The organism is Hyphomicrobium sp., from assembly GCF_041659645.1.
Lineage (GTDB): Bacteria > Pseudomonadota > Alphaproteobacteria > Rhizobiales > Hyphomicrobiaceae > Hyphomicrobium_B.
In genome coordinates this window covers 474,580-500,944 of sequence record NZ_JBAZXX010000002.1, presented here as the reverse complement: position 1 = coordinate 500,944, position 26,365 = coordinate 474,580, and the positions used below count along the sequence as shown (strand labels likewise).

Here is a 26,365-nt window from a genome sequence, read left to right as displayed (position 1 = left end):
CGATAGCCATCTGCAGGGCGAACTGGCAATTGAACAGCAAAAGCGAAACGTACAATTTGAATTATCGACGTGTCCCAGATCATAAAAAATAATTCCAGGACATATGAGGCGCGTCTCCTCTATACTGCGGAATAGACGGGGGACACTTGGAGGAAGACCAAGGAGTCCAGACGATGAAATATATTTTCGCGACTGCGGCCGCTACGTTTCTCTTGGGCGCTGCGACTATTCCAGCAACAGCTGAAGATCAACCCGCCGCGAACAGCTCATCCCATACAATGGGCGACAGCGGCAAACTTCCGGCGAGCGGCGCAGTCAGTGGCCGCGTTCCGGATATGGGCGCTGGCACGGGATCAAGCACCGGCACGGAAGGCACCTCGCACCGGATGGGCGACGACGGCAAGCTTCCGGCGACGAATTCCATGAGCAACGAAGTGCCTAAAATGACCTCGCCAAGCGCTACCGATAAGTAAGAAATTTCAGGCTCATCCTCGTCACTGAGAATTGCGATCGGCGCCTTGTCTCGAAACGATAAGTTCGCTTCCGGGCAGGGCGCTTAACATTCATTTCTTTGAGTTTCTGGGAGGTTCGACATGACAGCCAGACCAATACTTGAGACGCGCTCAGAGACGGCAGATCCCAGTTGGTGGGGAGCAATTCTGGTTGGCGCCATCTTCATTTTCGCCGGACTCTTCGTTCTCGGCGACGTCGTTGCAGCCACCGTGATCAGCGCCGTTCTCATCGGCATTTTGCTCGTTGTAGCCGGCGCGTCGGAGGTATTTCAGGCCTTCTCCGCGCAGCATTGGCGTGGCTTCATTTTGAGGCTTCTCGTCGGGCTGCTGTACGCCGTCTGCGGATTGATGCTCATATCGGATCCGGCGCGAGGATCTCTCATTCTCACTTTCGTATTCGCGTTGTCGCTGATCGCTTCCGGCTTTGTACGGATCTTCCAGGCCATGCAGTACTGGGAGTGGTTTGGATCGCTGCTGCTTATCTCCGGCATCGTCGGCATCGTTGCGGGGCTCGTCATTCTCGCGAAGTGGCCAGTGAGCGGAATGTGGGTGTTGGGGCTTCTAGTTGGCATCGACCTCATGCTCCATGGCGTGTGGTGGATTTCACTCGGCGGTCGCTTGAGGCAGGAAAAAAGTCCTGTCCCGGAGTGACGCGGTCGAGAGTTGATTGTTGCGGCTCGGCGTTCGGGCGACGGATTCGCGGGTTCAATTGAGCGACGATGGCTGCTGAAAATTCCAACGCTCACAGGACGCTCGACAGAGAGACCTGTTCGGTCGACTTTGCCTTGCAGGGCGGTGGCTCCCACGGCGCTTTTACGTGGGGAGTCTTAGACCGCTTGCTGGAGGAAAGCTGGCTCAATATCGACGGCATTTCCGGTACGTCGGCAGGTGCAATGAATGCCGCCGTTCTTGTTGACGGCCACGCTGAGGGCGGCGCCGCAGGAGCGCGCGCCGCCTTGGAAAGATATTGGCGCAACGTATCCCGCGCGGCGTTGCTTAGCCCTTTCCAGCGAACGCCTCTCGACGTGATGCTGGGACGTTGGACGCTCGACACATCGCCGGTTTTCGTTGCGATGGATTTGATGTCGCGCGTTCTCTCGCCGTATGACTTGAATCCGGCAGGATCAAATCCGTTACACGAAATCCTGAATCAAAACATCGATTTCGACCGGCTGGCCCGTGCGCCGATCAAACTGTTCGTTACTGCAACCAACGTGCGCACGGGAAGAGGCCACGTGTTTCGCAACGTCGATATTTCTCCCGAGGTTTTACTCGCGTCTGCGTGCCTGCCCACCATGTTTCAGGCAGTCGAGATCAACGGAGAAAGCTATTGGGACGGCGGTTACGCCGGCAACCCTACGATTACGCCTCTCGTCCGCGAATGCACTTCTAAAGATACGATTCTTATTCAAATCAATCCGATCGAGCGTCCCGAAATCCCGCGCTCTGCACGCGATATTCTCAATCGGCTTAACGAGGTTTCGTTCAATACCGTGTTGATGAAGGAGCTTCGCATGATCGCGATGTTGCGGCAGGTCGCCGATCCGGGCAACTGCGAGGGCGCACTCTGGGCCGGCATGCGCATTCATCGCATCTCGACCGACGCGATGCTGGCTCTGGGCTATTCCTCCAAACTCAACGCCGAATGGGAATTTCTGTGCATGCTGCGCGACGAGGGGCGTCGGTCGGCCGAAGCTTTTCTTGAGCGGGATGGAAAGTGTTTAGGTCAACGGTCCTCGTTCGACCTCGACACCCTTCTCGACGGAGTATGACGCGGTGGGTCTTGTCGGCATCCTAATTGCTCTTGGTCTTCTTGTTTGGTTTGCCTTCCGGGGTTGGAGCGTACTTTTGCTGGCCCCCGCAGCCGCGCTCATCGCTGCCGCGTTCGCGAGAGAGCCATTGCTCGCCCATTGGACGCAGACTTTCATGGGAAGCGCAGCGCAATTTCTCGCGCAGTTCTTTCCGATTTTTCTTCTTGGTGCGCTTTTCGGCAAGCTGATGGAAGACAGTGGATCGGTTGCTGCCATATCCAACTTTATGACGGAACGGCTCGGGGAAAAGCGGGCGATACTCGCCGTCGTACTCGCTGGCGCGATCGTCACCTATGGCGGCGTCAGCCTTTTTGTTGCATTTTTTGTTTTGGCACCGATGGCCCGAGCGTTGTTTCGTGCCGCCGCCATTCCACTCCGGCTCATGCCGGCGGCGATCGTTCTTGGAACATCCACTTTCACCATGTCTGCGCTTCCGGGAACGCCGGCCATTCAAAACGCGATCCCGATGCCGTTCTTCGGAACGACGCCCTTTGCCGCGCCCGGCCTTGGCATTATCGCTTCGGCTATTATGCTCGGCTTTGGCCTGTGGTGGCTCAGCCGCGCCGAAAACGCCGCGCGCGTCGCCGGCGAAAGTATCGGTGACTCGATCGTGAACGTCGATGCGGCAGTGGATGATGAACTTGTGCGGGAACTCGCAACGACCGCACGTGAATTCGATCCGGCCGAAATCCATCGAGGCCATCGCAGCAGAACCTCTCCTCCCATCGCTTTGGCCGCGTTGCCGTTGATCGTGGTCGTCGGCGTCAATTTCTTGATGTCGATGTTTGTCCTGCCGCGCTTTAACGCCGATTTTCTCGCTGAGCCTCGGTGGGGCTCGACATCCCTCTCGGCCGTTGGTGGCGTGTGGTCGGTGGCGGCCGCGCTCTTTGCGGCAATCGTGACGCTTATCATCATCAACCAACGACGTCTGCCGGCCCTTCGCGAGAGTATGGACGCTGGAGCAAACGCTTCGGTCTTGCCCGCATTCAGCGTGGCGAGCCTTGTCGGATTCGGCGCGGTCGTGGCGGCGCTACCCGCCTTCGCGATGGTGCGAGACTGGGTCTTATCGATCGGCGGCGGACCGCTCGTCTCCCTCGCCGTCGCCACTAACATTCTTTCCGCGCTGACAGGATCGGCATCGGGCGGATTGACGATCGCGCTCGACGCCCTCGGCCCGACGTATATGAACCTCGCAGCGCAACACGGGATCGATCCGGCTCTTTTGCACCGTGTCGCGGTGATCGGCTCGGGTACGTTGGACAGCCTACCCCACAACGGCGCAGTCGTTTCGCTGCTTGCCGTCTGCGGCTCGACTCATCGGGAGAGTTATTTTGACATCGTCATGGTCGCTATCGTCGGCGCGATTATCGCGTTGGTGGCAGTGATCGTGCTAGGTTCAATATTCGGATCGTTCTGATCGGCTGGTTATCGCGTGCTGATGTCGCGAACCGATCGCATAGGAGACACAACGCAATGCGCCCGATCGTCGACCCGCGTCACGGCGATGTCGAGGACGACGCATCGAGCACAAAACGGCGAACGTTAATCTCGTTGGCCGGAAGCCTATTGGCTGAAATCAGCCTGCCGAAGCTCTTTGCCGCGTGGGCAATTCTCATTGTGTTACCGGCATTGCTGCTCGGAGCGGCGCCGTTGCTTGCATCGATCTGGATCAGCGCCGTCTCGTCGAAGGCAGCAGCAATTTATACGGGCCTTTTGGCTCCCATATTATTTGCCATTCTGATTGGAGTGGGCTGGTTCGGCGGAAAGCCGTTGTGGCGGCTGATCGAGACGAATTTCTGGTCGTTGAACGCACTGGCCGTGCAACCAGCCTATGCGCTGTCGCGCGAGGCTCTGCGTCAGCTCGCCGAGAGATTTCTGCCGATCGACGTCGATCAATACGCACGCGCCACTGCGCGCGCGATCAGTTCCGCCGCCTCGGGCCTGCTGATCTGCGGGCTGTCGCTTTGGGTCGTCACGCTCGCTTGGCCGGGCACACGCTGGACAGGATCGCTAACCGATCTCTCATCCCCGACTGCTCTCGCCTATGCCGCACTCCACAATAGCGTCGTCATCATCGCGGCCTATACGGCTGTCGCCGGGCTAGTGTGGGGGCTGGCAGATACCGTCATGACGCAGCCGCTCGATCTTTTGCACTTCGGACCGAAGCCGCTCGGCGGGAAAATTTGGCGGGTGGTTCATCTTTCCGACATTCATGTTGTCGGGGAAAGATTCGGATTTCGCCTCGAGGGAGGGCGTTCCGGTCCGAGGGGCAATAATCGCCTGAAGCAAGCACTTTCGAAGCTTGATGCAATCCATGCGCGCGATCCCCTCGATCTCATATTGATCACGGGGGACATCACAGATGCAGGGCGTTCTTCGGAGTGGGCGGAGTTCATCGATACGCTGTCTCCTTATCCGCGGCTCGTCGAGGTGATGGTCATGCTTCCGGGAAATCACGACCTCAATGTCGTGGACAGGGCCAATCCCGCCCGCCTGGATTTGCCAACGAGCCCAAAAAAACGTCTGCGTGAAATTCGGGCGCTTTCGGCGATGGAAAGCTTGCAAGGCGACCGCGTCCGCGTCGTCGACGGCGCGACCGGAAAACTCGGCGCGACTCTCGATGAGTTTCTTGAACCCCACGCCGAGCGCATTGCCGACTTCGCCGACCGGGGTACTGCGCGCCTGACATGGGAGTTGGCTGAGCTGTGGCCGCAGACCTTTCCCATGGTGCTGCCTCCCGATACGGAGGACGGCCTCGGAGTCATGCTTCTGGATTCAAATGCGCAAACGCATTTCTCGTTTACCAACGCGCTTGGTCTCGTATCTACGGAACAGATGCGAGCGATCGAAAAAACGGTGGAGAATTTTCCCAAGGCCAAGTGGATCGTCGCGCTGCACCATCACGTGGTCGAATATCCTAAGGCAGCAAAAGCATTATCCGAACGAATTGGTACAGCGCTCATAAATGGAACGTGGTTTGTACGCCGTATGCAACCGCTGGGAAGCCGAGCGGTGCTCATGCATGGACATCGCCATATCGACTGGATCGGACGTTGCGGAGATCTCGTCATCGTCTCGGCTCCCTCACCTATCATGGATGTGACGGACGATCGGGACACATATTTTTACATTCATAATCTCGGTATTGGAGCAGATGGTAACATCGCGTTGTTCGAGCCGGAGCGCGTCGTTCTTCGTGGCGGCGTCAATCCGGCGCCGGCGGCGGAACCCGTAGCTGCTATCGGCGATCTGCTGGAGGCGAGCCAAGAAGGTCGGCGATCCAGCGCGTCGACGGATGTTCCTCACAAAGCGTGAGGAGAGCTATCACGATCGGAACACCGATGAAGGCTCCGGCGAGGCCCCACAGAAAGGTCCAGAAAAAGACCGAGAACAAAACGACAAAGGGCGAAATCGATAATGCATTACCGATGAACCGAGGCTCCAGATAGCTGCCCACCACGAATTGAATAACGTTGAGGCACGCGAATACAAGGACCGCCATTTGCCACGATTCGAACTGTGCCATGGCGAATACGGTGGGAAACACGGTCGCGATCAAGGGGCCTATGAATGGGATAAAGTTCAGCGCGAACGCGATGACGCCCCATTCGGGAGCAAGCGGCAGCCCTGCTAGCCACGCAAATCCCCACACCAGAAGTCCGGTCATGGCGCTCATCAATGTTCGAACGAGCATGTAGCGCCGGAATTTGAAGGCGGTTTTCGAGCCCCCGGCGAGCAAAACCTCGCCCAGCCTTCCGCGCCGCCATGCTCGGAGTTTGCGGGAAACGTCATCGACCTCCAGCAGACCAAGCAGAACGTAGATAAAAACCACGATCAAAAAACTGACCGCCGTATTGAGGTGAGCGGTGACCTGCTGAGCCATGCGGATCAATTGATCGACGCTAAAATAGTTCGCCCAAACTCCGGCAACTTCGATGCCATGGCCTTCGAGCCAAGAGGCAATCGAGCCGTAAAGCGCCTGAAGGCGGCTCGCGTCGCTCACGACGAAGCGTCCTACGCGACCTGCGGCCCAAGCAACCAACGACGCAAAGACGACTGCTACAAAGATCGTCGCCGCCATTGTTAGAGCGAGTGCGAGAAGACGCGGCATGCTGGCCTGTAAACGCCGCTGGAGCGGCCACGCGATCGCTATAACAAAGAGCGCGAAAGCCAGCGGGGCGAAAACAGACTGTGCCAGCGAGAGCGCGGCTGCCACCAGCACAACGGTGCACAAGCCGACCATCGCAATAAGCGAACGGCTGGTCTCTGACTGAGGTGAGGATTCGGGATCTGTCACGACGGAAAGTCTGGGCTTGCGACTTCCGTCGGTCAAGTCATCCCCGTTCGAAAGAAGAGCGGACGTCAAATTTAGGGATGGCTGCGCCACTTTTTAACTGAACCAGAATGTTAGGTTCCGCGATAGCGCCGTGGCCCGTAATTCTAACCGCCCGTCATTCATAAGTCCCGACAGTCAGCGTACTGGTAGCACTGCTTCGGGAGCGCCGGAATTTCCCACCCACCCAAAACGTGAATCTCGCTGCTCTGCGGTCATTCTGCACATTTCCGGTCATCCCAGGTGCCTTCAAAAAGTTGGTGGAGCTGCAGAGATCGAATGAAGTTCAGAAAGGATACCCTCGGCGTGTGGGGCAGCGCCGGCGAAGTGGCCGGACCTGCTGGTCGCGAGCGTCATGGCGGGGGTGTTCCTCACCTCGTCCGCGCAGATTCTGCGCCAGGCCTAGGCTGAGCGCCGGCAGGCAGTGGCGGCGTAGTATCGCATTACGCATTATCATCGGTCATTAAGGCGGCAGCGCCTATGTTGCGGTGCAGCCGAAGGTGTGCCACTCTCATGCTCGTGAGAAACCGTCTGTTCCAGCGCTGGTTTTTGGTCCTCGGCATGGTCGCCATGTTGGGGGCGCTCCTCTCCATGCCGATGGCCTCGACTTACGCCTTCGCGATGTCCGCCCAATCAACGTCGATGGCGGCCGACAGCCACGACACGTCGATGGCCTCGATGTCGAAAGACATGGACTGTGCCAAGCCCGCAAATCATTGTCCGAATTGCCCGCAGAAGTTTTGCCCGGAAATGGGCAGCTGCTTGGTCAAATGTTTCCAACCCCTGTCGCCGCCCGCCGCCGAGGCGCGGCTGCAAGGGGTTGTGCCCCGCGAACGGGTGATGCCGACACCGTCGCGCGTCACCGCCAGTTCCCTGATCCCACCGCTCCTCCGACCTCCCAGCGTCTGAACCGCGCCCATCGGGCGTGACTGCGGCCGCGGCTGACGCCGTGGCTACGCGCGCGCGTTAGCCATTGTGGCCCGCGCCGGTTCACGACAACAGGAGATTTCCAACATGCAAGGTTCCTCATTGCGTGCGGCCGCCATCGGCGTCGCACTCCTCATGGGTATGGCTGGATCGGCGATGGCCGATACCAAGGACTACGAGTTCCAGCTTCTCGACAAGGAAGTGAAGCCGGGCGCGGCGGTCATTTCGGTCAAGCTCGTCCACAAACCGTCCGGCCGCGCCATCGCCGACGCCGTGATCTTTGCCAAGCGCATCGACATGGGCCCCGACGGCACGGAGACGATGACCGCGCCGATCGAGCTGACCTCGTCCACCGAACCCGGCGTCTACCGCTTCAAGACCGACCTCGGCATGGCCGGCGGGTGGGCCTTGTCGCTCGGTGCCAAGGTTCAGGGCGAGACCGGAACGGTCGAGAACAAGCTCATCGTCAAGGCCACCCAATGAGCCCGCTCAAGGGATTGGTTGCCGCCGTAGCCATTTTGGCTGCGGCGGGAGCCGGGCTGTGGGCCGGCCAGACGGGCCTGCTCAAGCTTCCGATGACGCAGGTAGCGGTCATGACCGAAGCCCACCCCGCCGCCATCGGGCCGGTTATCTATTACCGCGACCCGGACGGCAAAGCGTTCTATTCGCTGACGCCCCGCAACACCGACGACGGGCAAGCCTATGTGGCCGTCCTCGCCAGCGAGGATGTGTCCTTCGATCAAAAGACGAAGGCCGCCTCTGCCGCGCAGGTCGCCGATGCACCGGCGGGCGCCAAGAAGATCAAGTTCTACCGCAACCCGATGGGCCTGCCGGACACCTCGCCCACGCCGAAGAAAGACTCGATGGGGATGGACTACATCGCGGTCTATGACGACGAGGACAGCGACGACGGATCGGTCAAGGTGTCGCCGGGCAAGATCCAGCGCATCGGCGTGGAGACCGTCGCCGTAAGCCGGCATCCCATCACCCGCACCATCCAGGCGCCGGGCACGGTGGCGATTGATGAGCGCCGCGTCGCGGTGGTGGCCCCGAAGTTCGACGGCTATGTGGTCAAGGTGGGCGACGTCACCACCGGCACCCACGTGAAGGAAGGCGACGTGCTGGCGACGGTGTTCGGCCAGGCGATCCTCGACCAGGCCGCCCGCCTGCTCATCGAAGAGAGTTCCGGTTTTACGCGCGGCGATGATGCGTTCACTCCTCCTGGCCTCAAAGGCCCCGGCGGCGTGGTCGGCGCCAGCCGCCGACTGCAGAACCTCGGCGTGACGCAGGAGTTCATCGACCAAGTTAAGCACGACCGCGAAGTGCCGGACACCTTCACCATCCGCGCGCCGATTAGCGGCGACGTGCTGGAACGCAATTGGAGCGACGGCCAGGGCTTCAAGGCCGGCGACGTCGGCTTCCGCGTCGCCGACCATTCCGTGGTGTGGATGATGGCCGACGTGGCCGAGGGCGACATCGCCGCCGTGAAACCCGGAGAGCGGGTCAAGGTCACGACGCGCGCGTATCCGGGCCGCACGTTCGAGGGCCGGGTAACGGTGCTCTATCCTCACCTGATGAAAGAGACGCGCACTGCACAGGTCCGTATCGATCTACCCAATCCCGACATAGCGCTGCTGCCGGATATGTACGGCAACGTCGAGATCGCCACCGGTGGCAATGCCGATGCGCTTGCGGTGCCAGAGAGCGCGGTGATCGATAGCGGCAACCGGCAGGTGGTGCTGGTTGACCTCGGCGACGGTCGCTATGAGCCGCGCGACATCAAACTCGGCCGCACCGGTGACGGGTTCCGCGAGGTTCTCAGCGGCGTTTCCGAAGGCGACAAGGTCGTCGTCAACGGCAACTTCCTGATCGACGCCGAAAGCAACCTGCAATCGGCGCTGAAGGGCTTCGAGGCGGCATCGCCGACCACGCCCTCAAACACGGAGGCAAGCCAATGATCGCCCGTCTCATCGCCTGGTCGGCGAAAAACCTGATGCTGGTATTCATCGCCACCGCCTTCGTGGTGGTGGCAGGCGTGTGGGCGGTGAAGACCTTGCCGCTGGATGCCATCCCCGACCTCTCGGACACCCAGGTCATTGTGTACACCGAGTTCCCGGGCCAGTCGCCGCAGGTGGTCGAGGACCAGGTCACCTATCCGCTGACAACCGCGATGCTGACGGTGCCGCGCTCCAAGGTTGTGCGCGGGTTTTCCTTCTTCGGCGTCTCGTTCGTCTACATCATCTTCGAGGACGGCACCGATATCTATTGGGCGCGCTCGCGCGTGCTGGAATACCTGAGCGCCGCCGCCAAGCGTTTGCCCGCCGGTGTGACGCCGACGCTGGGGCCTGACGCCAGCGGCGTGGGCTGGGTCTACCAATACATCTTGCAGTCGCCGAACAAATCCCTCGCCGACCTGCGCTCGATGCAGGATTGGGACGTGCGCTTCGGCCTGTCCAAGGCCGAAGGGGTGGCCGAGGTGGCCAGCGTCGGCGGCTTCGTTAAACAGTACAATGTCGTCGTTGACCCTAGCCGCCTGCGCGCGCTGAACATACCTCTCTCCAAGCTCCGCGACGTCATCCGCGGCAACAACATGGACGTCGGCGGCCGGACACTGGAGCTGTCCGAACACGAGTTCATGGTACGCGGCCGCGGCTACCTGCGGGGCATCGACGACCTCAACAACATCATGGTCAAGTCCGACGGCGGTACGCCGGTGCTGCTTAAGGATGTCGCCCACGTCGAGATCGCCGGCGACGAACGGCGCGGTATCGCCGAGCTGAACGGCGAAGGCGAAGTGGCAAGCGGCATTGCCCTGCAGCGTTCCGGCGCCAATGCGCTGACCGTCATCGACAACGTCAAGGATCGGCTGAAGGAGATCATGCCGTCGCTGCCCGCCGGCACCGAGGTGGTTTCGGTCTACGATCGATCGCAATTGATCGCGCGCGCCATCGAAACCTTGAAGCACACGCTGTTCGAGGAAAGCGTCGTGGTGGCCCTGGTGTGCATCATCTTCTTGCTTCACTTCCGCAGCGCGCTGGTGGCGATCCTGATGCTGCCGGTCGGCATCCTCATGGCCTTCACCGCCATGAAGCTGCTCGGCCTCGGTTCCAACATCATGAGCCTCGGCGGTATCGCCATCGCCATCGGCGCCATGATCGACGCCGCCATCGTGATGATCGAGAACGCTCACAAACACCTCGAACGCGCGCCGCCGGGGAAACCGAGAACCGAAATTCTCATCGAGGCGGCGGCGGAAGTAGGTCCGGCGCTGTTCTTCTCGCTGCTGGTCATCACGGTGTCGTTCCTGCCGATCTTCACATTGGAGTCGCAGGAAGGGCGCCTGTTCGGCCCGTTGGCCTTCACCAAGACCTTCTCCATGGCGGCGGCCGCCATCCTGTCGGTGACACTGGTGCCGGCGCTGATGATCCTCTTCGTGCGTGGCCGCATTATCCCGGAAGCGAAGAACCCGCTGAACCGCGCGCTGATCGCTATATATCGGCCGGTCATCCGCGCCGTGCTGAAAGCCAAGACGCTCACCATCGTGCTGGCCATGGCGATCCTCGCGGTGTCGGTCTGGCCGATCACGCAAGTCGGCAGCGAGTTCATGCCCAACTTGAACGAAGGCACGCTGCTCTTCATGCCGACGACATTGCCCGGCGTGTCGATCACCAAGTCGGCGGAGCTGCTGCAGATGCAGGACCGCATCATCAAGTCGTTCCCCGAGGTCGCTTCGGTCTACGGCAAGGCAGGCCGAGCGCAAACCGCCACCGACCCGGCGCCGACCGAAATGTTTGAGACGGTGGTCAACCTCAAGCCGAAGGAGGAATGGCGGCCCGGCGTGACGACCGACAGCCTCATCGCTGAAATGGACAAGGCGCTGCAGTTCCCCGGTGTCTCGAATGCCTGGACGATGCCGATCAAGGCCCGCATCGACATGCTGTCCACCGGCATCCGCACGCCCGTGGGTGTCAAGGTGATTGGTACTGAACTCACGGCCATGGATCAGGTCGCCCGCCAGGTCGAAACCGTCCTCAAAACCGTCCCAGGCACCTCCAGCGCGTATGCCGAACGCGTCATGGGCGGCTATTATCTCGAAATCCTGCCCAACCGCGAACAGCTTGCCCGCTACGGCCTGATGATCTCGGATCTGCAGGATGTGGTCTCGATGGCGCTTGGTGCAGAACCCCTCACCACCACCGTCGAAGGGCGTGAACGGTATACGGTCGCCCTCCGCTATCCGCGCGACCTGCGGTCCGACCCGCAAGCCATCGCCAAGAACGTGGTGGTGTCGCTGCCGAACGGCGGCACGGTGCCGTTGGGTGAGATCGCCGACATCAAGCTCACGCAAGGACCCACCACCATCCGCACCGAGAACGCCAAGCTCGCCACCTACGTCTACGTCGACATCCGCGGCCGCGACCTCGGCGGCTACGTGGCCGCCGCGCGCAAGGCGGTGGATGAGCAGGTGAAAATGCCGCCCGGGACCTATCTCGTGTGGAGCGGCCAGTTCGAATACCTCGAACGCGCCGAGGCCCGCATGAAGCTGGTGGTGCCGGTGACGCTGATGATCATCTTCCTGCTGCTCTATCTCAACTTCCGGCGCCTCACCGAAACCCTGATCGTCATGCTGTCGCTGCCGTTCGCGCTGGTCGGCGGCTTCTGGCTGATGTGGTGGCTGGGATTCAATATGTCGGTAGCGGTGGCGGTGGGCTTTATCGCGCTGGCGGGCGTTGCCGCCGAGACCGGCGTGGTGATGCTGATCTACCTCGACCACGCCTCACGGGAAGTTCAGGCCGAGTGCATCATCGAGGGGAGACCCTACACGCGCGCCGATCTCTACAACGCGATCATGGTCGGCGCGGTGGAGCGCGTGCGGCCGAAGATGATGACGGTGGTGGCCATCATGGCGGGGTTACTGCCCATCATGTGGAGCACCGGTACCGGCTCGGAAGTGATGCAGCGTATCGCCGTGCCGATGATCGGCGGCATGGTGTCATCAACGCTGCTGACGCTCATCGTCATTCCCGCGATCTACGCCTTGGTGACAGGTTGGCGCCTGCCGGCCAAGGCGCCGGCGCGGACGCACCGGCTCGAAGCGACCCCGTCATGAAGGAGAAGCCACGATGATGGGCAACGGCAGTGCGGGCATGATGTGGACGATAGACATTCTCGGTCTGCTCCTGCTCGCCGCGCTCGTGCTCGGGATTGCGGCGCCGCTCAAATATCTATTCTCGCGCAAGTCGCCGGAGGCCCATCACTGCAGTCCAACCGGCTTACTTGAACTCTCAGGGCAAGCGGACCGGACCGTTCATCTGCCTGTCAGAGGAAAATTAGAAAACCACCTAGCGCGTTGTCAGCAGCGTCAGAGTGTCCTTGCCCTCTTTGCGGATAGGCACCAAACGGCCGAGGGCGTCGGCGCCGCTGAGGTCGCTGTCGTTGTCCAGTTTTCGGGAAGTTCGCGTGGTGTCCTAATTTCGTTTTGAACGTACCAATTTGAACTCTTTAGCTGACGTCGGATTCGGGGGGCTTTCCGGATTCGAATTGGACACCATGGCACGTCTGGATGGGGCGTGAGCGGACGTAGTATTAGAAGTCCTTCGGAATCTATTCACTCTTCAACCGCGAACGCGGCTTTTAAGCGCTGGAGCACGTAAGGCTGCGAGTGGTCATCTAGGTTCTGCCACTTAAACCGCGAACGACGTCGGCAAAGCGATCGCCATAAGACGTGATATGGCGCGGTCGATATTCGCTGACGTTCCCGAACGCGCTGTTATGCCGATTGGACGCGTGCGCTCTCCGATGATGCGGATCAGCTCCTCTCTATTATCCTGGGGAATATTGCGGATGTGAGCATGTCTGGCGATTGCGAGGAAGTCGTTACGCCACAGCGCTGCCATGAGCGCGAGAGGGCCGAATTGTTCCTTCTGCATGACGATCGCTTTGTGGCCGCCGTCCATGCCGGCCGCGCGAAGATATTCTTCGTAGTAGTGGCTCCAGTGACGGGCCGGCTTCTGATGATGCTCGACGTGATAGTCAAAGCCGAGATTGCCGTGCTCGGCATCGACAAAGTCGGTCGTATGACAATGAACCTCGTGCGGGTCATCTGGATCGACAAGGCCGTGCTGGTAGAAGGTGATCAGCGTAATGAACGGGCCGCCGAGAAAGCGCGAGATGAAGAGATAGATGGCCGCCGCTGGATTGAAGATCGCTACAGCGAGCACAAACCCGTACCAAATCGCGAAACCCTTGATGACTTCACGCAGCTGCCGCTTCTTGCCCTTCTTCACGAGATAACCGATCAGCAGGTACCCGGTGACGAGATCGATTGACTGCCAAAAGGCGTGGCGGCTGAAGTCGAAAAAGCTCGTGCGGTCATAAGGTAGCGTCGATTGAGTATCTAGCGGACCGTTGTCTTCCGCATGGTGTACGTAGACGTGCTGCACGCGGTAGAAGCCCGGCACGCGCGACGTCAGCAGCGCGAAGATATATTCGAAATAGAACTGCAGCACGTTGAGCAGCATCTTGATGCGCGGACCGGAGCCGATCTTCGGCGCAAAGACGCGCGTATGGATGTTCTGGTGTTCGACAACCTCCTGTGGGAATTGGCCGAGCAGAAGTGTCGTCGCATATGCCATGATGACGAAATAGTTGATCGTGTAGGGCAGGATAAGCAATAGCGTCATCGGCGCCATGAGGACGGAGTTCGCGACCCAGACGCGGGTGAAGACTGCATCGACCGGATGATGCAGCACGTTTGCGAGCCAGCGCTCAAGAGGGCGTTGAGCGATTGACGTATTGAGACCGTCGAAGGTATCCGCGCACTCGGTGTAAAGAAGGTAGGCGCGCGCGACGAGGCCGAGCGACAGCCAGAAAGAAACCTCGAGAAGTACTTCACGCGGGTTGCTGTAATCGGGAAAGAACCCGGGCACCGACTGGGTGAGGGCCGTAGTCAAGCCCGACGCTGCGATGAGCCATGCGCATGGGTGCCGCTTGATGATGGAGCGCGGAAAAATCCAGGCGCCGAGCGCGCCGGCTCCGGCAACCAGCCAATAGAGCATGCCCGCTGCCAGAATGAAGTACCCTGAGAGCACACTTGCCAAGGCCGTCAACAATCCGCCGAGAAATGAGGATTCGCGTTCCACATTGCCGCCTGACTGAGGCTGCAAAGCAAACTCCGCAATGTTCGACTGATACAATCCGTTTGCCATTCTCGCGATCCCCAAGCTGAATTGTTCAGCGATATTATCTGGGGGCCCACGCCCAGGCTGTTACCCCGGTAACTGCTCCTCTATGTCCAGTTTTGCTGTGTGGATGTCTCGCCCGATGGGCTGGCTCAGCGGCGACGCTCGATCGCGGTCGACATCCAGGTGCGCGTTTGCAGTTGGATTGGCGTTCGCGTCCGGGTCTTCGCCTCGAGGCGTGATCCGACAAGGGGCATCAGGCTATTGACCGGAAAATTGTAGCTGGACGGCTGAAATGCTTTGAGACGCTGTCTCAATTGCTCAAGTGACTTTCTGGACGTAGACGCTCTCTTTGTATGGTCAATTTATCTCTTCGTTGCATATTGTGAGCGAGCGTACGCAATGTGGCAGCCTGCAAGATCCAAAGGATACGCCGATGAGCGCGACGGCTGCTATTCGCCCTAGCAACTACTGGATGGCGGGACGGCCTGTGGCCGAGGCGACGCCCGCTCTTCGGTCCAACGTGAAGGCTGATGTCGCAATCATTGGCGGCGGCTATACCGGCCTATCAACCGCTTACCATTTGAGGGCCGCAGATCCGAGTCTCGAAGTCTCGGTCTTAGAGGCTGAGACCACGGGCTTCGGCGCCAGCGGCCGAAACGCCGGCTTCGTGATGACGTTGTTTGGCGCCTCCACCGGTTTGATGAAGAGATTGCACGGCAGTCATGCCGTTCGAGATGCGCACACGTATATGGAGCGCGCTATTACGGCGCTTGAGGAGACACTGCACGATCATTCGCTCGATTGCGATTACGAGCGCAACGGCTTTCTGAAAGTCGCGACCTCGCCAGCCTATGTTATGCGCATTCAAAATGAGATCGAATTCTTTCGCTCGCTCGGCGTCGAAGGATTCGAATGGTTAGATCGTGAGCAGACGCAAGAGCGCGTGCAATCAGAGACGTACCTCGGCGCCTGCTATGAGCCGCGTTGCGGGCTCATCAACCCGATAAAATGGTCGGACGCGCTGCGGCGTCTGGCGCTGCAAAACGGCACGCGGCTTTACGAGAAGACGAAAGTTCTCGATGTAAGGCGCCAAGCGGGCCGCTATTACATCGTTACGGACGGTGGCTCGATCATCGCCGAACGCATCGTTTATGCGACGAACGGATACACGCATCGTCTGCCAGGAATTGCATCCACGCAGGTGCCGGCGTTCGCGTATATCGTCGTTACCGAGAAACTTTCCGACGAGCAACGCGCCTCGATGGGCTGGATGGGACAAGAAGGAATAGAGGACGGTCGCAATTTCATGCACTTCTATCGCCTGACGCCAGATGGGAGGCTGCTCGTCGGCGGCGGTCCGGGAGTCGTCCCCTTCGCTGGCAATATGGACAACGACGCCTATCCAACAGCATGGAACCACCTCGAGCAATTTATTGGCACGACGTTTCCGGCGCTGCGAAACATAGGCATCGATTACAGATGGGGAGGCGCATTTTCCGTTACCTCGAATTCAACGCCACAGGTTGGGACTGTCGATGGCGGCGCCGGGATATACGCGGTCGGTTGCACCGGCCATGGTGTGGCGATGACCCACATGAATGGTCGCATCATTCGCGACCTCGTGCTTGATCGAAAGACCGACCTCACCGATCTCTGGTTCGTCAATCGTCGGTCGCTTCCGCTACCACCGGAACCGCTTCGCTCGATCGCTGCCAAAGCCGTGACGACAGCGATGAAGATTGACGACTGGTTGTGCGATCGCGGAAAGGCCCAATAGCACTCCGAAGCATCGTCGGCTTCGGGTCATTCGCGAAGCATTTGGCGTGTGCAGGATCACGTCCGGTTTGGGGGCGATCTCGCAGGGTTGTTGCTGTGGTGATAAGGGTCAGGGCATAGAGTTCGGGTGTGTTTCTCACGGATAGCGTCCGATAATCACGCTTAGTTTCAGACGACTGTCGGGCATTCCTGCGGAGCGCCTCCATTCCAAGATTTGACGATGGTGTCCGAGAACCTTTTTTTTGCTAATGCCCGCCCAAATGGCCGCGCAGTTCGAGCTCCGGGACGCCCAATGGTCAGCTCAGCCAAAACGAAAGAGATGAAGATGGATTTCTTCGAAAGCCTAATCGAGCGCAACGCGGAGTTTGCTCACACCGGCATAAACCCGAAATTAAAAATGATACCGTCGCGCCAGACGATGATCATCGGTTGCGTCGATCCCCGCGTCGACCCAATGGAGCTTTTCAAGCTGGCGGGTGAGGTGGCGATCATCCGCAACGTCGGCGGAAGAGTAATGCCGTCGCGCTTCGAGACGATAGGCATTTTGAGAGTTGTGTCGCGCGTGGCGGGGCAAGAGGTGGGCGCTGGTTGGGACCCTTTGTGCTTCAACACACAGACTGCGGCATCACCCATTGCTATAACCACGCCCCGGAGCTGTTAGCGAAGCATATGGGCGTTCCGCCGGAAGATCTCGAGTGTCTGGCCATCACCGATCCGTTTAAGGCAGTGGCCATCGATGTGGCCAAGCTAAATCCAATCCCAATCTCCCCGGCGGGTTTATGGTCTCGGGCCTAGTTTACGACGTCGCAACCGGAAAGATTGAGACGATCGTCCCACCCGAACTCCTTCGACCGGACAAAGGTTGACAGCGGAGGCCTTGCATCAAAAGGGACCCCTTTCGCAAACGCGGATCGGCGCAAATGAAGGATTGCCATCCTCTGGTTGCCAATTTAGGCAGCGGAACACGCCCGAGCGTCGGAACCGTTCAGGCGCGGTGAGGGCCCGCATGGTAGCATGAACAATCTGGATTAGCGGCAACAACGCATTCTCAGCCGCATTTTCTTCGCGGTCGAGAAGCATAGCGTCGTGCCAGACTCCTTCGGCTACCCCGAATTATTTTTCCGGCGAGCAATCAGGCCCGAGGTATTTCCCGTCGATCGTCACGCCCATGTGTGCGACGCCATTTTGCGCCGGGTCGAACGTGATCTTCGACATGGCATGATACCACGTCGTGAAATCCCCCGTCAGCACCGTGCTTGTCGTTTCCTTGCCCGCTGGACTTCGGCAAACGACATCGACGTAGCGCTCATCGCCCAATGTCTTGACGGCCGAGGTCTGGCAATTCTTATCGCCAATTCCCGTGATCACGGGATCTACCGCCGTAATGCAGGTATCGAACGTCTTCATGCCGACGGTCTCCGCGACTGTCGTCAGCCGCCAATGCCCTGCCTTTCTGACGGGCAGTTCGTCGGCGAATGCCGGCGACGCATAAATCGTGAGCATGACTTCAAGAACCAAAGCCGCAAACGATAGAGAAGATAATCGCATTGTGAGAGCTGCTTCCATCTAGCGGTTGATGCGAGAGCCATTAAGCGACAGCGCATCGCAGCCCAATGTTTTTTCGAGCGCTCGGACGAGATCCTCTACCGTCTCGGCAGTGAGGTTGTGGCCACCAGTCGCGTCGGCCAGACACTTAGCGCCGGATACCAGCGGGCGGCCATCTAGAGATTGCAGCTTGTAGCCGATGACGTGGACGACGGTGTCGGGCCACGTCGCACGCAATTGGGTTGCGAGCTGACAGGGATCGCCGCCGCACGTCTCCTCCCCGTCGGTCAGAAGAATGATAGTGGCGGCTTTATCAGCCGCGCCAAGCGCATCCGCAGCAAGTGCGACGGATTTCGTAAGCGGCGTTCTTCCATAAGGGGTCAGGCGATCGATCGCTGTCTGGATCTTCGTCGCTGCATTCGGCAACGGCCGAAAGCGCAGGTCTACATTTTCACAGTCGTCACGATGAGATCCGGGGCCGTAAACAACAAGACCGAGATCTCTCGCTGAAGCAACGCGCGGCAAAACGTTTTTAAAAGCCTGCCGCACGCGATCAATTCTATTCGACTCTCCGCTGGGAAAGTCGCTCGCCGACATCGAGCCAGACGCGTCGAAAACAATCATCGCATTCGATGTGCATGTCACTTTGTCTTCGCCCAACGCACCGTGGCTCGCGGCCAGGACCAGTCCCATCACGATTGCGGGGAACAACTTCGGCATGGTGTGTCCGATCAACGGCTCGCGCCTAACGACGGTTCACGTCAGTTGGCGGAAACGGACGGAGGATCGATCGTCAAATCGCGGTCGACCGAGAAGGTCCCATCATAGAGCCGCTTGTTCGGATCGGTCACTGGAGTAACGATATTGCGAACCGGCAAACCCGTCGTCCTATCGATATAGACGTTTTGCAGGTTCGGGACGCTCATCGCTGTGACGCGCGGACCTTTATCTTTCGCGTCTGCCGAAAGTGGCATCGCAAGCGCGGCCTGATAGAGAGCATACGTCTTACCCTCGAAATCCTTGTCACCGATACACTTGTAGTCCGTCGCGACCTTCGGCGCCTCGGCTACGGTCTCTTTGATTTGCTCAGCGACTTTGTCCGCGAAATTTTGCGGAAGCTCCGCCCAACCGCCTCCCTGATTGGACCACGCCTTCCTGCCGATCACGACCATCTCCATCGGCACGCCGTCGCCGCCGAGGGTCACGGTCTGGCGCATGCGATCCGGCAGCACATAGTCTGCCTTCATCTTCAGCATTCCGTCGGTATTTTTGATCGTCGTTTCGAGGCGGAACGCCTTTTCTCCGCGTAACTTGGCGAACGCAGCATCGACTTGCTCTTTGCACGTCTCGCCGGCAAACGCCGGAGCGCCAATGAGAAGAAATAATCCAACCAGACCTGATCGCATGAAGGTGTTTCCCGAGCAGTTTCTTGTGTTTTGGAAAACAAACAAATGACGCAAGATGGCCTGCCGTGTCATGGCAATTCGGGCTACCAAACCTTCCCGAAACGCATCGGCTGGACTGGCCTGTCGTTCGCCCGCTGCCCTGACATCTCCGGGAGATGGTCGATCGCGATACGCATCAACTCGGGTAGCGACCTGACGCCAAGCTTCGTCTTGATCTGCGAGCACGTATTCGCGATTGTCTTGTAACTGACGTGAAGCTCCTCCGCGATCGCGGCGTATTGCTTGCCTTGGGCAATGAGTTCCAACGTCTGAAGTTCGCGCAACGTCATGCCGTTGAGCGGGTTGGTCCGGCCTTTCGTCTCCATCACGGCGATGGCGGACGCGATGGCGTGGCTCAGAAATGCCTTGCCATTCCGGACCGCTTGTAACGCCTTCACGATATCGACCGACGAGGTATCTTTCAGGATGTAGCCGTTGGCGCCGAGCCGCAGCGACTGGCTGGCGATCATCGGATCCTCGTGCATCGACAGCACGAGGATCGGCGTGTGCTTATCGTGAATGCGCAGGCGGCGGATGAACGACAGTCCTCCGAGCACGCCCTTCTTGATCGCAAGATCGACGATGATCAGATCGGGTTTGTCATGCCGGTAAGCACGAAAACCATCGATGAGATTAGAGGCGAGCGTGATGTCCACTATGCCGGCGTCTTCTAAAACGCGACGGCATCCCTGAAGCACGATCGGATGGTCGTCGATTACGAGAACTTTGGTCATGCAGAAGCCCGGTTAAACGCATTGATGGAGCCGCCGTGAAGATCGCTCTGCCACAGCGGAATTTTTATCGAAATCGTCGTTCCATGCGGCTCATGCCCCGCGATGACGAGGCTGCCACCGGATGCAAGCACGCGCTCCCTCATCGCGGACAATCCGAATCCGGCTTCGTTATCCGGCTTAAGCCCGACTCCGTCGTCGCTGATGCGCAACGCGATGACACCGTGATTAGCCCCGTCGCCGGTGCTCTCCTCCCGAAGTTCGACAACGATATGGGACGCCCGGCTGTGACGGATGGCATTCGTCAATGCTTCCTGCGTCGAGCGGTAGACCGTGAGATCAATGCGTTCGCCGTAGGCCTTGATGAACGGCGCGACCGACAGACCGACTCGAACATTTGAATGCCGACGTTCGAAATCGAATACCAATTCCTGAATGAGTGCCGAGAGCGGCACCTTGCCGACCGACACAGGGTGAAGACGCTTTAGAAGCGCGCGGTTCATTGCTTTGAGCCGCGTGGCTATCGAGAGAATTTCGTCGGTCCTCTTTCGAATGGAATCGCCGTCTTTCGCGGCAAGAGAATTCGTGAGGCTGCCGATGGATTCCGCATTCGCCGTGATTCCGAAGAGGCAGGGACCCGCTTCGTCATGAAGTTCTCGCGCGATCTCGCGTCGCTCATCTTCCTGCACAGACTGTATTTGCCGGTAGAGCTCGCCATTCTCTGCCCGCGCCTGATCGAGCGACGCGGCCAACGAGTTGAACTTCATCGCGATGTCCGCTACTTCGCTTACCTTCGGTATGTCGAGGCGCCGCGAACGCTCGCCGGCCTCGAGCGCGACCAACCCCTTTGCCAACGCGGTCAGAGGATTGAGGATGCGCCCAAGAACAAAATAGAAAGCCGCCATGATAAGAACGATGGCGATGAGGGCAACAGTTGCGAACGCGGAAAGTTGCTCCCATTTTTCCGCGATTTCGTCATCCGGGTCGCCCTTAAGAATCAGGGACCGACCGTTCATCTCGATATTTATCACGCGGGTATGATCGTTGCCCCCTTTGGGCATCATGAGCTGCTCGAACCAATCCGGTGTCCGATCCTCGGCGTCTTCGACGTCCGAAACGGTTTCCGGCGACCGCAACATCCGCTGTGGCTTGTCGTTATCTTGAATGTAAACGCGAGCATGACGCAAATGCTGAATTTCACGCGCCACGAGGTCGTCGAGTTCCGACAACTTGTTCTCGGCAGTGATGCGCCGGACCAACTCGCGGAGATACCCTTCGGCGGTATCCATAGAGGCTTCGATCTCGACGTTCACCGATTGCCGGCCATTGAGAACGGCCGTGGTCCCCATCAGCACAGTCGCAAGAAAAAGCATCGCGGAAATTGCGAGTAGAACTTGGTGGCGGATGGAGCGGCCGAACCACGCCGCCTCCCTTAGGCGGTCGCCAAAGCCGAAAATTCGAGATGACAGCTGCATCACTTTAACTCGGTGAACCGTACCGCTTGGAGAGCGCGTCGATGGCCTGCTCACCGGTAAAGCCGGCCTTGCGCATATTGTAGTATTGTTGCCCTGCAGCGCCGAAGCTCTCGATCCGGCCGGGTGCTACCGCTCCATTCAGCCGGCTGATCAAGACGATTGCTGTTTCATCACCGCCTTCTTCCTTGAGCATTCGCTCAAGCTGCACCGCGCGATTTGCGATCATGCGAGGCGTGTCGTGAAACTTCTCGGACGCAGCAACGAGTGAGCGGTGCACCTCACCGGCATCTCCGGTCGATGGCTTCGAGCCGGCAGTCGTTTCATGTTCAATCAACCAGACCTCCGGCCTCACGTCATCCTGCGGAGTCAACCAACTGATCGCGCCGACTTTGGTCAGACCGGAGCGTTGCTCAGCGTGCTTTTGCTGTGGTTGCGCATCGCCGCATCCGTTTAGAGCGGCCCCAAGCAGAATGGACAGAGCAAAGACGAATAAGAGCTTTTGCATCACGATTATTTGCACTCTTTGAGAGCTTTTAAGCCGGTTTCCACCAGCTATGGCAGACCCCCTCCGAGACTTCCAGGACAACATCTGCAGTCTTCTTTGCCAAAAGTTCCCGGCCCAATTTGCCGATCAATCTGAAGACCTCGCAAAGTTACATCGTTACGGTCCGGCCCGTGCTGATTGCGCAACCATCGGACGACCAGCGATCCGAACGCACGGTACGCATCTAAGAGCGGCAGCGGGATTTAACCGTCTACCCGTGATCCGCTCGTGCCTCAGATGGTCGGGGGCGACTAAGGACCTCCTCCGGTTTTCCGGGGAGACCGCTTTCGGCCGAAAAAGAAAAAGCTGGGTTTAGGAAACGCGAGGTTAAATGGGCATGAAAAAAGTCGTTGGCACCTCAATGCTGATGTCGGCGTCCTGCATGGCGATAGCTGCCGCTATGCAGCTCGGCGCCGCAACCAGCGCTTACGCAAATGACAAGCTGATCGAGCTGTCGAAAAGCAAAGACAACTGGGTGATGCCGGGCCGTAATTACGACTCGAACAACTACAGCGAAGACGATCAGATCAACGCCGAAAACGTTAAGCAATTGAAGCACGCTTGGTCATTCTCGACGGGCGAATTGCATGGCCATGAAGGCGCTCCCCTCGTCGTCGACGGAATTATGTACGTCCACACGTCATTCCCCAACAAGACGTTTGCTCTCGACCTGAACGATCCGGGCCATATTCTTTGGCAGCACAGCCCGAAGCAGGATCCGGCCGCTCGCTCCGTCGCGTGCTGCGATCTTGTGAACCGCGGTCTCGCTTACTGGCCGGGTGATGGGAAGGTTCCGCCGTTGATCATCAAGACGCAGCTTGACGGTCATCTCGTGGCGCTCAACGCCAAGACCGGCGAAGAATTCTGGAAAGTCGAGAACGCCGACATCAAGGTTGGCCAGACCGAAACCCAGGCCCCTTACGTCGTGAAGGACCTTGCGATCGTCGGTTCGTCGGGCGCTGAGCTCGGTGTCCGCGGCTACACAACCGCCTACAACATCAAGACCGGCGAACAGGTCTGGCGCAAATACGCAACCGGTCCCGACAACGAAATCGGCATCGGCGACGACTTCAACAAAGCTAACCCTCACTATGGTCAGAAGGGCCTCGGCCTCGCGACCTGGGAAGGCGACGCTTGGAAGATTGGCGGCGGCACCAACTGGGGCTGGTACGCTTATGATCCGGCTGTGAACCTCATCTACTACGGATCGGGTAACCCGGCTCCGTGGAACGAAACGATGCGTCCCGGCGACAACAAGTGGACCATGACGATCATGGCTCGCGATGCTGACACTGGCGAACTGAAGTTCGGTTACCAGAAGACGCCTCACGACGAGTGGGATTTCGCTGGCGTTAACGTCATGATGCTCTCCGAGCAGAAGGACAAGGACGGCAAGGATCGCAAGCTCCTGACGCATCCTGATCGTAATGGCATCGTCTACACGCTCGACCGTGAGAACGGTGATCTTATCTCGGCGAACAAGCTCGATGATACGGTCAACGTCTTCAAGACCGTCGATCTGAAGACGGGCCTTCCTGTCCGCGATCCGGAATACGGAACGCGTATGGATCACAAGGCGACTGAAGTCTGCCCGTCGGCCATGGGTTATCATAACCAGGGCCACGACTCCTACGATCCCACGAAGCAGTTGTTCTTCATGGGCATCAACCACATCTGCATGGACTGGGAGCCATTTATGCTTCCCTACCGCGCAGGCCAGTTCTTCGTTGGCGCAACGTTGTGGATGTACCCTGGTCCGAAAGGCGACCGTCAGAACTTCCTCGGTCTCGGTCAGATCAAGGCCTACAACGCCATCACTGGCAAGTATAAGTGGGAACACATGGAGAAGTTCTCTGTGTGGGGCGGCACGATGGCAACCGCGGGCAACCTCGTGTTCTACGGTACGCTTGATGGCTTCATCAAAGCACGCAACTCGGATACGGGCGAACTGCTTTGGAAGCACAAGCTGCCGTCGGGCGTGATCGGCTACCCGATGACGTATGAGCACAATGGCATCCAGTACATTGCGATCATGTCGGGTGTTGGTGGCTGGCCGGGCGTCGGTCTCGTGTTCGACCTCAACGATCCGACGGCGGGTCTGGGTGCGGTCGGCGCTTTCAAGAGACTGCAGAACTTCACTCAGATGGGCGGCAGCGTCGAAGTGTTCTCGCTTGACGGCAAGAACCCCTACGACGACGTCAACGTCGGCGAGTTCGAGAAGGGCTGATAACCAGCTCTGGGTTGCGGCATCGGCAAAAACTGCTGATGCCGCAACACTCTATATCTCTCTCGGCATCCGGATGGATCCGGGCCGCGCGGCGGTAGTCGTTCTTTAGCTTCACAACGGCGGCTATCTGCTTCGCGAGCACTGCATTCGATTTCTTGGATGAGCGGTTCAATCCGCGCGACGACATCGGCGGCCAACCGCCATACCGATTTGAAAGGCCTTGTTCAAACCATGGCTCCAGAACTCGAAACCACCGGCTCCAGAGAAGCAGCGTCGCGCTTCTGGCAGATCGCAGCCGCCGTCGGCGTGTCGCTTCTTGCCCTTGCCGTCTCGAACCCATCCAAGTCGGATGAAAACAATGCCGTCAAAACGGCTGCGGACCCATCGGTTCTGCGCGTTTGCGCGGCGGCAAAAGAATTGCCCTATTCCGCCGACGACAAATCCGGATTTGAAAACAAAATCGGAGAAATTCTTGCAGACGGCATAGGCCGAAAAGTTCAGTTCGTCTGGTCGGATAAGCCGGCGATCTACGCTGTCCGCGATCAGCTCGACAAGAACCTGTGCGACGTCATCATCGGAACGGACACAGGCGATCCTCGGGTGCTGACATCGAAGCCCTATTATCGGGCGGCGTATGTTTTCATTCAGCGCAAGGACTCGCCGCTTAAGATCGATAGCTGGGACAGCCCCGATCTGCTGAAGGCGCATCCGATCGGCTTCGTGCAGGGAACGCCCGCGGAAGTCATGATCACGAAGCTCGATCTCTATAACGACAACATCAATTACGTCTCGTCGCTGACGAACTTCAAGGACAAGCGAAATTCTTACACGCGCGTCCCCCCCGAGCGCATGGTCGGGGAAGTCGCCGAGAAGAAGTCGGATCTCGCGATTGGGTTCGCGCCTGAAGTGGCTCGCTACGTCAAGGCCAACGATGCCCTGAAGCTGATCGTCATTCCCGACAACAACGTTCGCGCCGACGGCGTGCCTGTTCCCCACCATTTCGACCAGTCGTTTGCAGTACGCAAAGACGACAAGGACTTGATGGCGGCAATCAACACTGCGCTGCCGAAGGTGCAGGAGAAAATCGACGCGGCTCTGAAGGACGAAGGAATACCCTTCGAGGCGCCGCAACCGCCGACGTAGAGGCGCAAAGCCCGCAAACGCCGGTTCAGTCAGAAGAGAAAGTAGAAGAGAAATTGCAGATGAAATTTGGAGTTCTGGCAGCGGCATTCGCTGTCTCGGCAATGATCGCAGGCGGGAAGATTGCTCATGCTGATGGGCTTGATTTCAGAAATACAATCACTGGAGATCCGCTCGATATCGACAGCACTTCGCCCAAGGAAGGGCGCGATACGCCAGCAGTCAAGAAGTTCATGGAAACGGGCGTTGACACTTATGTCGAGGTCCCAGGTTGTCTGCCGAAGGGGGAGGAGATTTATCTCGAGTCCTGCTCCGGCTGTCACGGCCATATCGGCGAAGGGAAAGTCGGGCCCGGTCTCAACGATAGCTATTGGACCTATCCTAAGAACGGAACCGACAAGGGCATGTTCGAGACGATCTTCGGCGGTGCCGCCGGCATGATGGGGCCGCACGGACAAGACCTCACTCTCGATGACATCATGCATGTCATCGCGTGGATCAGACACATGCAGAAAGACGACGTCAAAGACGCCGAGTGGTTCACGCCTGAGCAGAAGAAAGCGTTCAAGCCGTTCAACATCGAAGAATGGGAAAAAACGGGACGCGCCGCCGCTGCAAAGGAGCAGTGCAAGATTTCCGGCAACTAGCTCATCGCCCGATAAGGTCCGCCTTACGGGAAATGGCTGGTACGGAACAACAAGAACGGATCGGACCG

23 protein-coding genes and 1 pseudogene are annotated in these 26,365 nt (G+C 58.9%); 16 read left to right on the top strand and 8 right to left on the bottom strand.

Going from position 1 to position 26,365, the window contains the following annotated elements:
- Positions 1-173 precede the first annotated feature (173 nt).
- The 5 genes from WC811_RS07445 (at position 174) to WC811_RS07425 (ending at position 5,638) form a co-directional block, all read left to right on the top strand.
- On the top strand, positions 174-473 hold the full coding sequence (locus WC811_RS07445; RefSeq protein ID WP_372642571.1) for a hypothetical protein: 300 nt from the start codon (positions 174-176) through the stop codon (positions 471-473).
- A gap of 120 nt (positions 474-593) precedes the next feature.
- Positions 594-1,163 carry an HdeD family acid-resistance protein gene (locus WC811_RS07440; RefSeq protein ID WP_372642569.1) on the top strand — a complete coding sequence of 190 codons (570 nt, stop codon included), beginning with the start codon at positions 594-596 and terminating at the stop codon, positions 1,161-1,163.
- A 68-nt stretch (positions 1,164-1,231) separates the two neighbouring features.
- A complete protein-coding gene (locus WC811_RS07435) occupies positions 1,232-2,284 on the top strand; it encodes a patatin-like phospholipase family protein (RefSeq protein WP_372642567.1) in 1,053 nt (350 codons plus the stop codon).
- Between the two features lie 4 nt (positions 2,285-2,288).
- The gene (locus tag WC811_RS07430) at positions 2,289-3,740 is read left to right on the top strand and encodes a GntP family permease (protein WP_372642565.1); all 1,452 of its coding nucleotides are present in this window, start codon (positions 2,289-2,291) and stop codon (positions 3,738-3,740) included.
- Between the two features lie 56 nt (positions 3,741-3,796).
- Entirely contained in the window at positions 3,797-5,638 is a 1,842-nt protein-coding gene (locus WC811_RS07425; protein ID WP_372642563.1) for a metallophosphoesterase, read from the top strand.
- On the opposite strand, the gene WC811_RS07420 is transcribed toward WC811_RS07425, so the two are convergent.
- Positions 5,562-6,566: an AI-2E family transporter gene (locus WC811_RS07420; RefSeq protein ID WP_372643700.1), complete on the bottom strand. Its 1,005-nt coding sequence runs from the start codon at positions 6,564-6,566 to the stop codon at positions 5,562-5,564. The genes WC811_RS07425 and WC811_RS07420 overlap by 77 nt on opposite strands.
- A gap of 390 nt (positions 6,567-6,956) precedes the next feature.
- Between WC811_RS07420 and WC811_RS07415 the strand changes: the two are divergent.
- From WC811_RS07415 to WC811_RS07390, 6 genes and pseudogenes are all read left to right on the top strand, one after another.
- A pseudogene (locus WC811_RS07415) lies at positions 6,957-7,062 on the top strand (cation transporter); the annotation flags it as partial.
- A 107-nt stretch (positions 7,063-7,169) separates the two neighbouring features.
- Positions 7,170-7,565 (top strand): hypothetical protein, encoded by a 396-nt coding sequence (locus WC811_RS07410; RefSeq protein WP_372642561.1) that lies wholly within the window; start codon positions 7,170-7,172, stop codon positions 7,563-7,565.
- A 105-nt stretch (positions 7,566-7,670) separates the two neighbouring features.
- A complete protein-coding gene (locus tag WC811_RS07405; protein ID WP_372642559.1) occupies positions 7,671-8,066 on the top strand; it encodes a FixH family protein in 396 nt (131 codons plus the stop codon).
- Entirely contained in the window at positions 8,063-9,541 is a 1,479-nt protein-coding gene (locus WC811_RS07400; protein WP_372642557.1) for an efflux RND transporter periplasmic adaptor subunit, read from the top strand. The genes WC811_RS07405 and WC811_RS07400 overlap by 4 nt, the downstream gene beginning before the upstream one ends.
- Positions 9,538-12,693, top strand: a complete 3,156-nt coding sequence (locus WC811_RS07395; protein ID WP_372642555.1) for an efflux RND transporter permease subunit — start codon at positions 9,538-9,540, stop codon at positions 12,691-12,693. The genes WC811_RS07400 and WC811_RS07395 overlap by 4 nt, the downstream gene beginning before the upstream one ends.
- A gap of 13 nt (positions 12,694-12,706) precedes the next feature.
- Positions 12,707-13,066: a hypothetical protein gene (locus tag WC811_RS07390; RefSeq protein ID WP_372642553.1), complete on the top strand. Its 360-nt coding sequence runs from the start codon at positions 12,707-12,709 to the stop codon at positions 13,064-13,066.
- A 201-nt stretch (positions 13,067-13,267) separates the two neighbouring features.
- On the opposite strand, the gene WC811_RS07385 is transcribed toward WC811_RS07390, so the two are convergent.
- Complete coding sequence (locus WC811_RS07385; protein WP_372642551.1) at positions 13,268-14,791, bottom strand: fatty acid desaturase; 1,524 nt, start codon at positions 14,789-14,791, stop codon at positions 13,268-13,270.
- 409 nt (positions 14,792-15,200) lie between these two features.
- Between WC811_RS07385 and WC811_RS07380 the strand changes: the two genes are divergently transcribed.
- Positions 15,201-16,544 (top strand): NAD(P)/FAD-dependent oxidoreductase, encoded by a 1,344-nt coding sequence (locus tag WC811_RS07380; RefSeq protein WP_372642549.1) that lies wholly within the window; start codon positions 15,201-15,203, stop codon positions 16,542-16,544.
- Positions 16,545-16,835: 291 nt separating this feature from the next.
- Positions 16,836-17,204 carry a hypothetical protein gene (locus WC811_RS07375; RefSeq protein ID WP_372642547.1) on the top strand — a complete coding sequence of 123 codons (369 nt, stop codon included), beginning with the start codon at positions 16,836-16,838 and terminating at the stop codon, positions 17,202-17,204.
- Positions 17,205-17,656: 452 nt separating this feature from the next.
- On the opposite strand, the gene WC811_RS07370 is transcribed toward WC811_RS07375, so the two are convergent.
- From WC811_RS07370 to WC811_RS07345, 6 genes are all read right to left on the bottom strand, one after another.
- Positions 17,657-18,091: a DUF3617 domain-containing protein gene (locus WC811_RS07370; RefSeq protein ID WP_372642545.1), complete on the bottom strand. Its 435-nt coding sequence runs from the start codon at positions 18,089-18,091 to the stop codon at positions 17,657-17,659.
- A gap of 18 nt (positions 18,092-18,109) precedes the next feature.
- Entirely contained in the window at positions 18,110-18,808 is a 699-nt protein-coding gene (locus WC811_RS07365) for a VWA domain-containing protein (RefSeq protein WP_372642543.1), read from the bottom strand.
- 41 nt (positions 18,809-18,849) lie between these two features.
- Positions 18,850-19,494: a hypothetical protein gene (locus WC811_RS07360; protein WP_372642541.1), complete on the bottom strand. Its 645-nt coding sequence runs from the start codon at positions 19,492-19,494 to the stop codon at positions 18,850-18,852.
- 83 nt (positions 19,495-19,577) lie between these two features.
- Entirely contained in the window at positions 19,578-20,267 is a 690-nt protein-coding gene (locus WC811_RS07355; RefSeq protein WP_372642539.1) for a response regulator, read from the bottom strand.
- On the bottom strand, positions 20,264-21,739 hold the full coding sequence (locus WC811_RS07350; protein WP_372642537.1) for an ATP-binding protein: 1,476 nt from the start codon (positions 21,737-21,739) through the stop codon (positions 20,264-20,266). Before WC811_RS07350 ends, WC811_RS07355 begins: the two co-directional genes overlap by 4 nt.
- Positions 21,740-21,743: 4 nt before the next feature.
- Positions 21,744-22,244 (bottom strand): hypothetical protein, encoded by a 501-nt coding sequence (locus WC811_RS07345; RefSeq protein WP_372642535.1) that lies wholly within the window; start codon positions 22,242-22,244, stop codon positions 21,744-21,746.
- A 406-nt stretch (positions 22,245-22,650) separates the two neighbouring features.
- Between WC811_RS07345 and WC811_RS07340 the strand changes: the two genes are divergently transcribed.
- The 3 genes from WC811_RS07340 (at position 22,651) to moxG (ending at position 26,297) form a co-directional block, all read left to right on the top strand.
- Positions 22,651-24,510, top strand: coding sequence for a methanol/ethanol family PQQ-dependent dehydrogenase (locus WC811_RS07340; RefSeq protein WP_372643697.1), 1,860 nt, complete (start codon positions 22,651-22,653; stop codon positions 24,508-24,510).
- A gap of 159 nt (positions 24,511-24,669) precedes the next feature.
- Positions 24,670-25,653, top strand: coding sequence for a methanol oxidation system protein MoxJ (moxJ, locus tag WC811_RS07335; RefSeq protein WP_372642532.1), 984 nt, complete (start codon positions 24,670-24,672; stop codon positions 25,651-25,653).
- A gap of 59 nt (positions 25,654-25,712) precedes the next feature.
- Positions 25,713-26,297: a cytochrome c(L), periplasmic gene (moxG, locus tag WC811_RS07330; RefSeq protein WP_372642530.1), complete on the top strand. Its 585-nt coding sequence runs from the start codon at positions 25,713-25,715 to the stop codon at positions 26,295-26,297.
- Positions 26,298-26,365 lie beyond the last annotated feature (68 nt).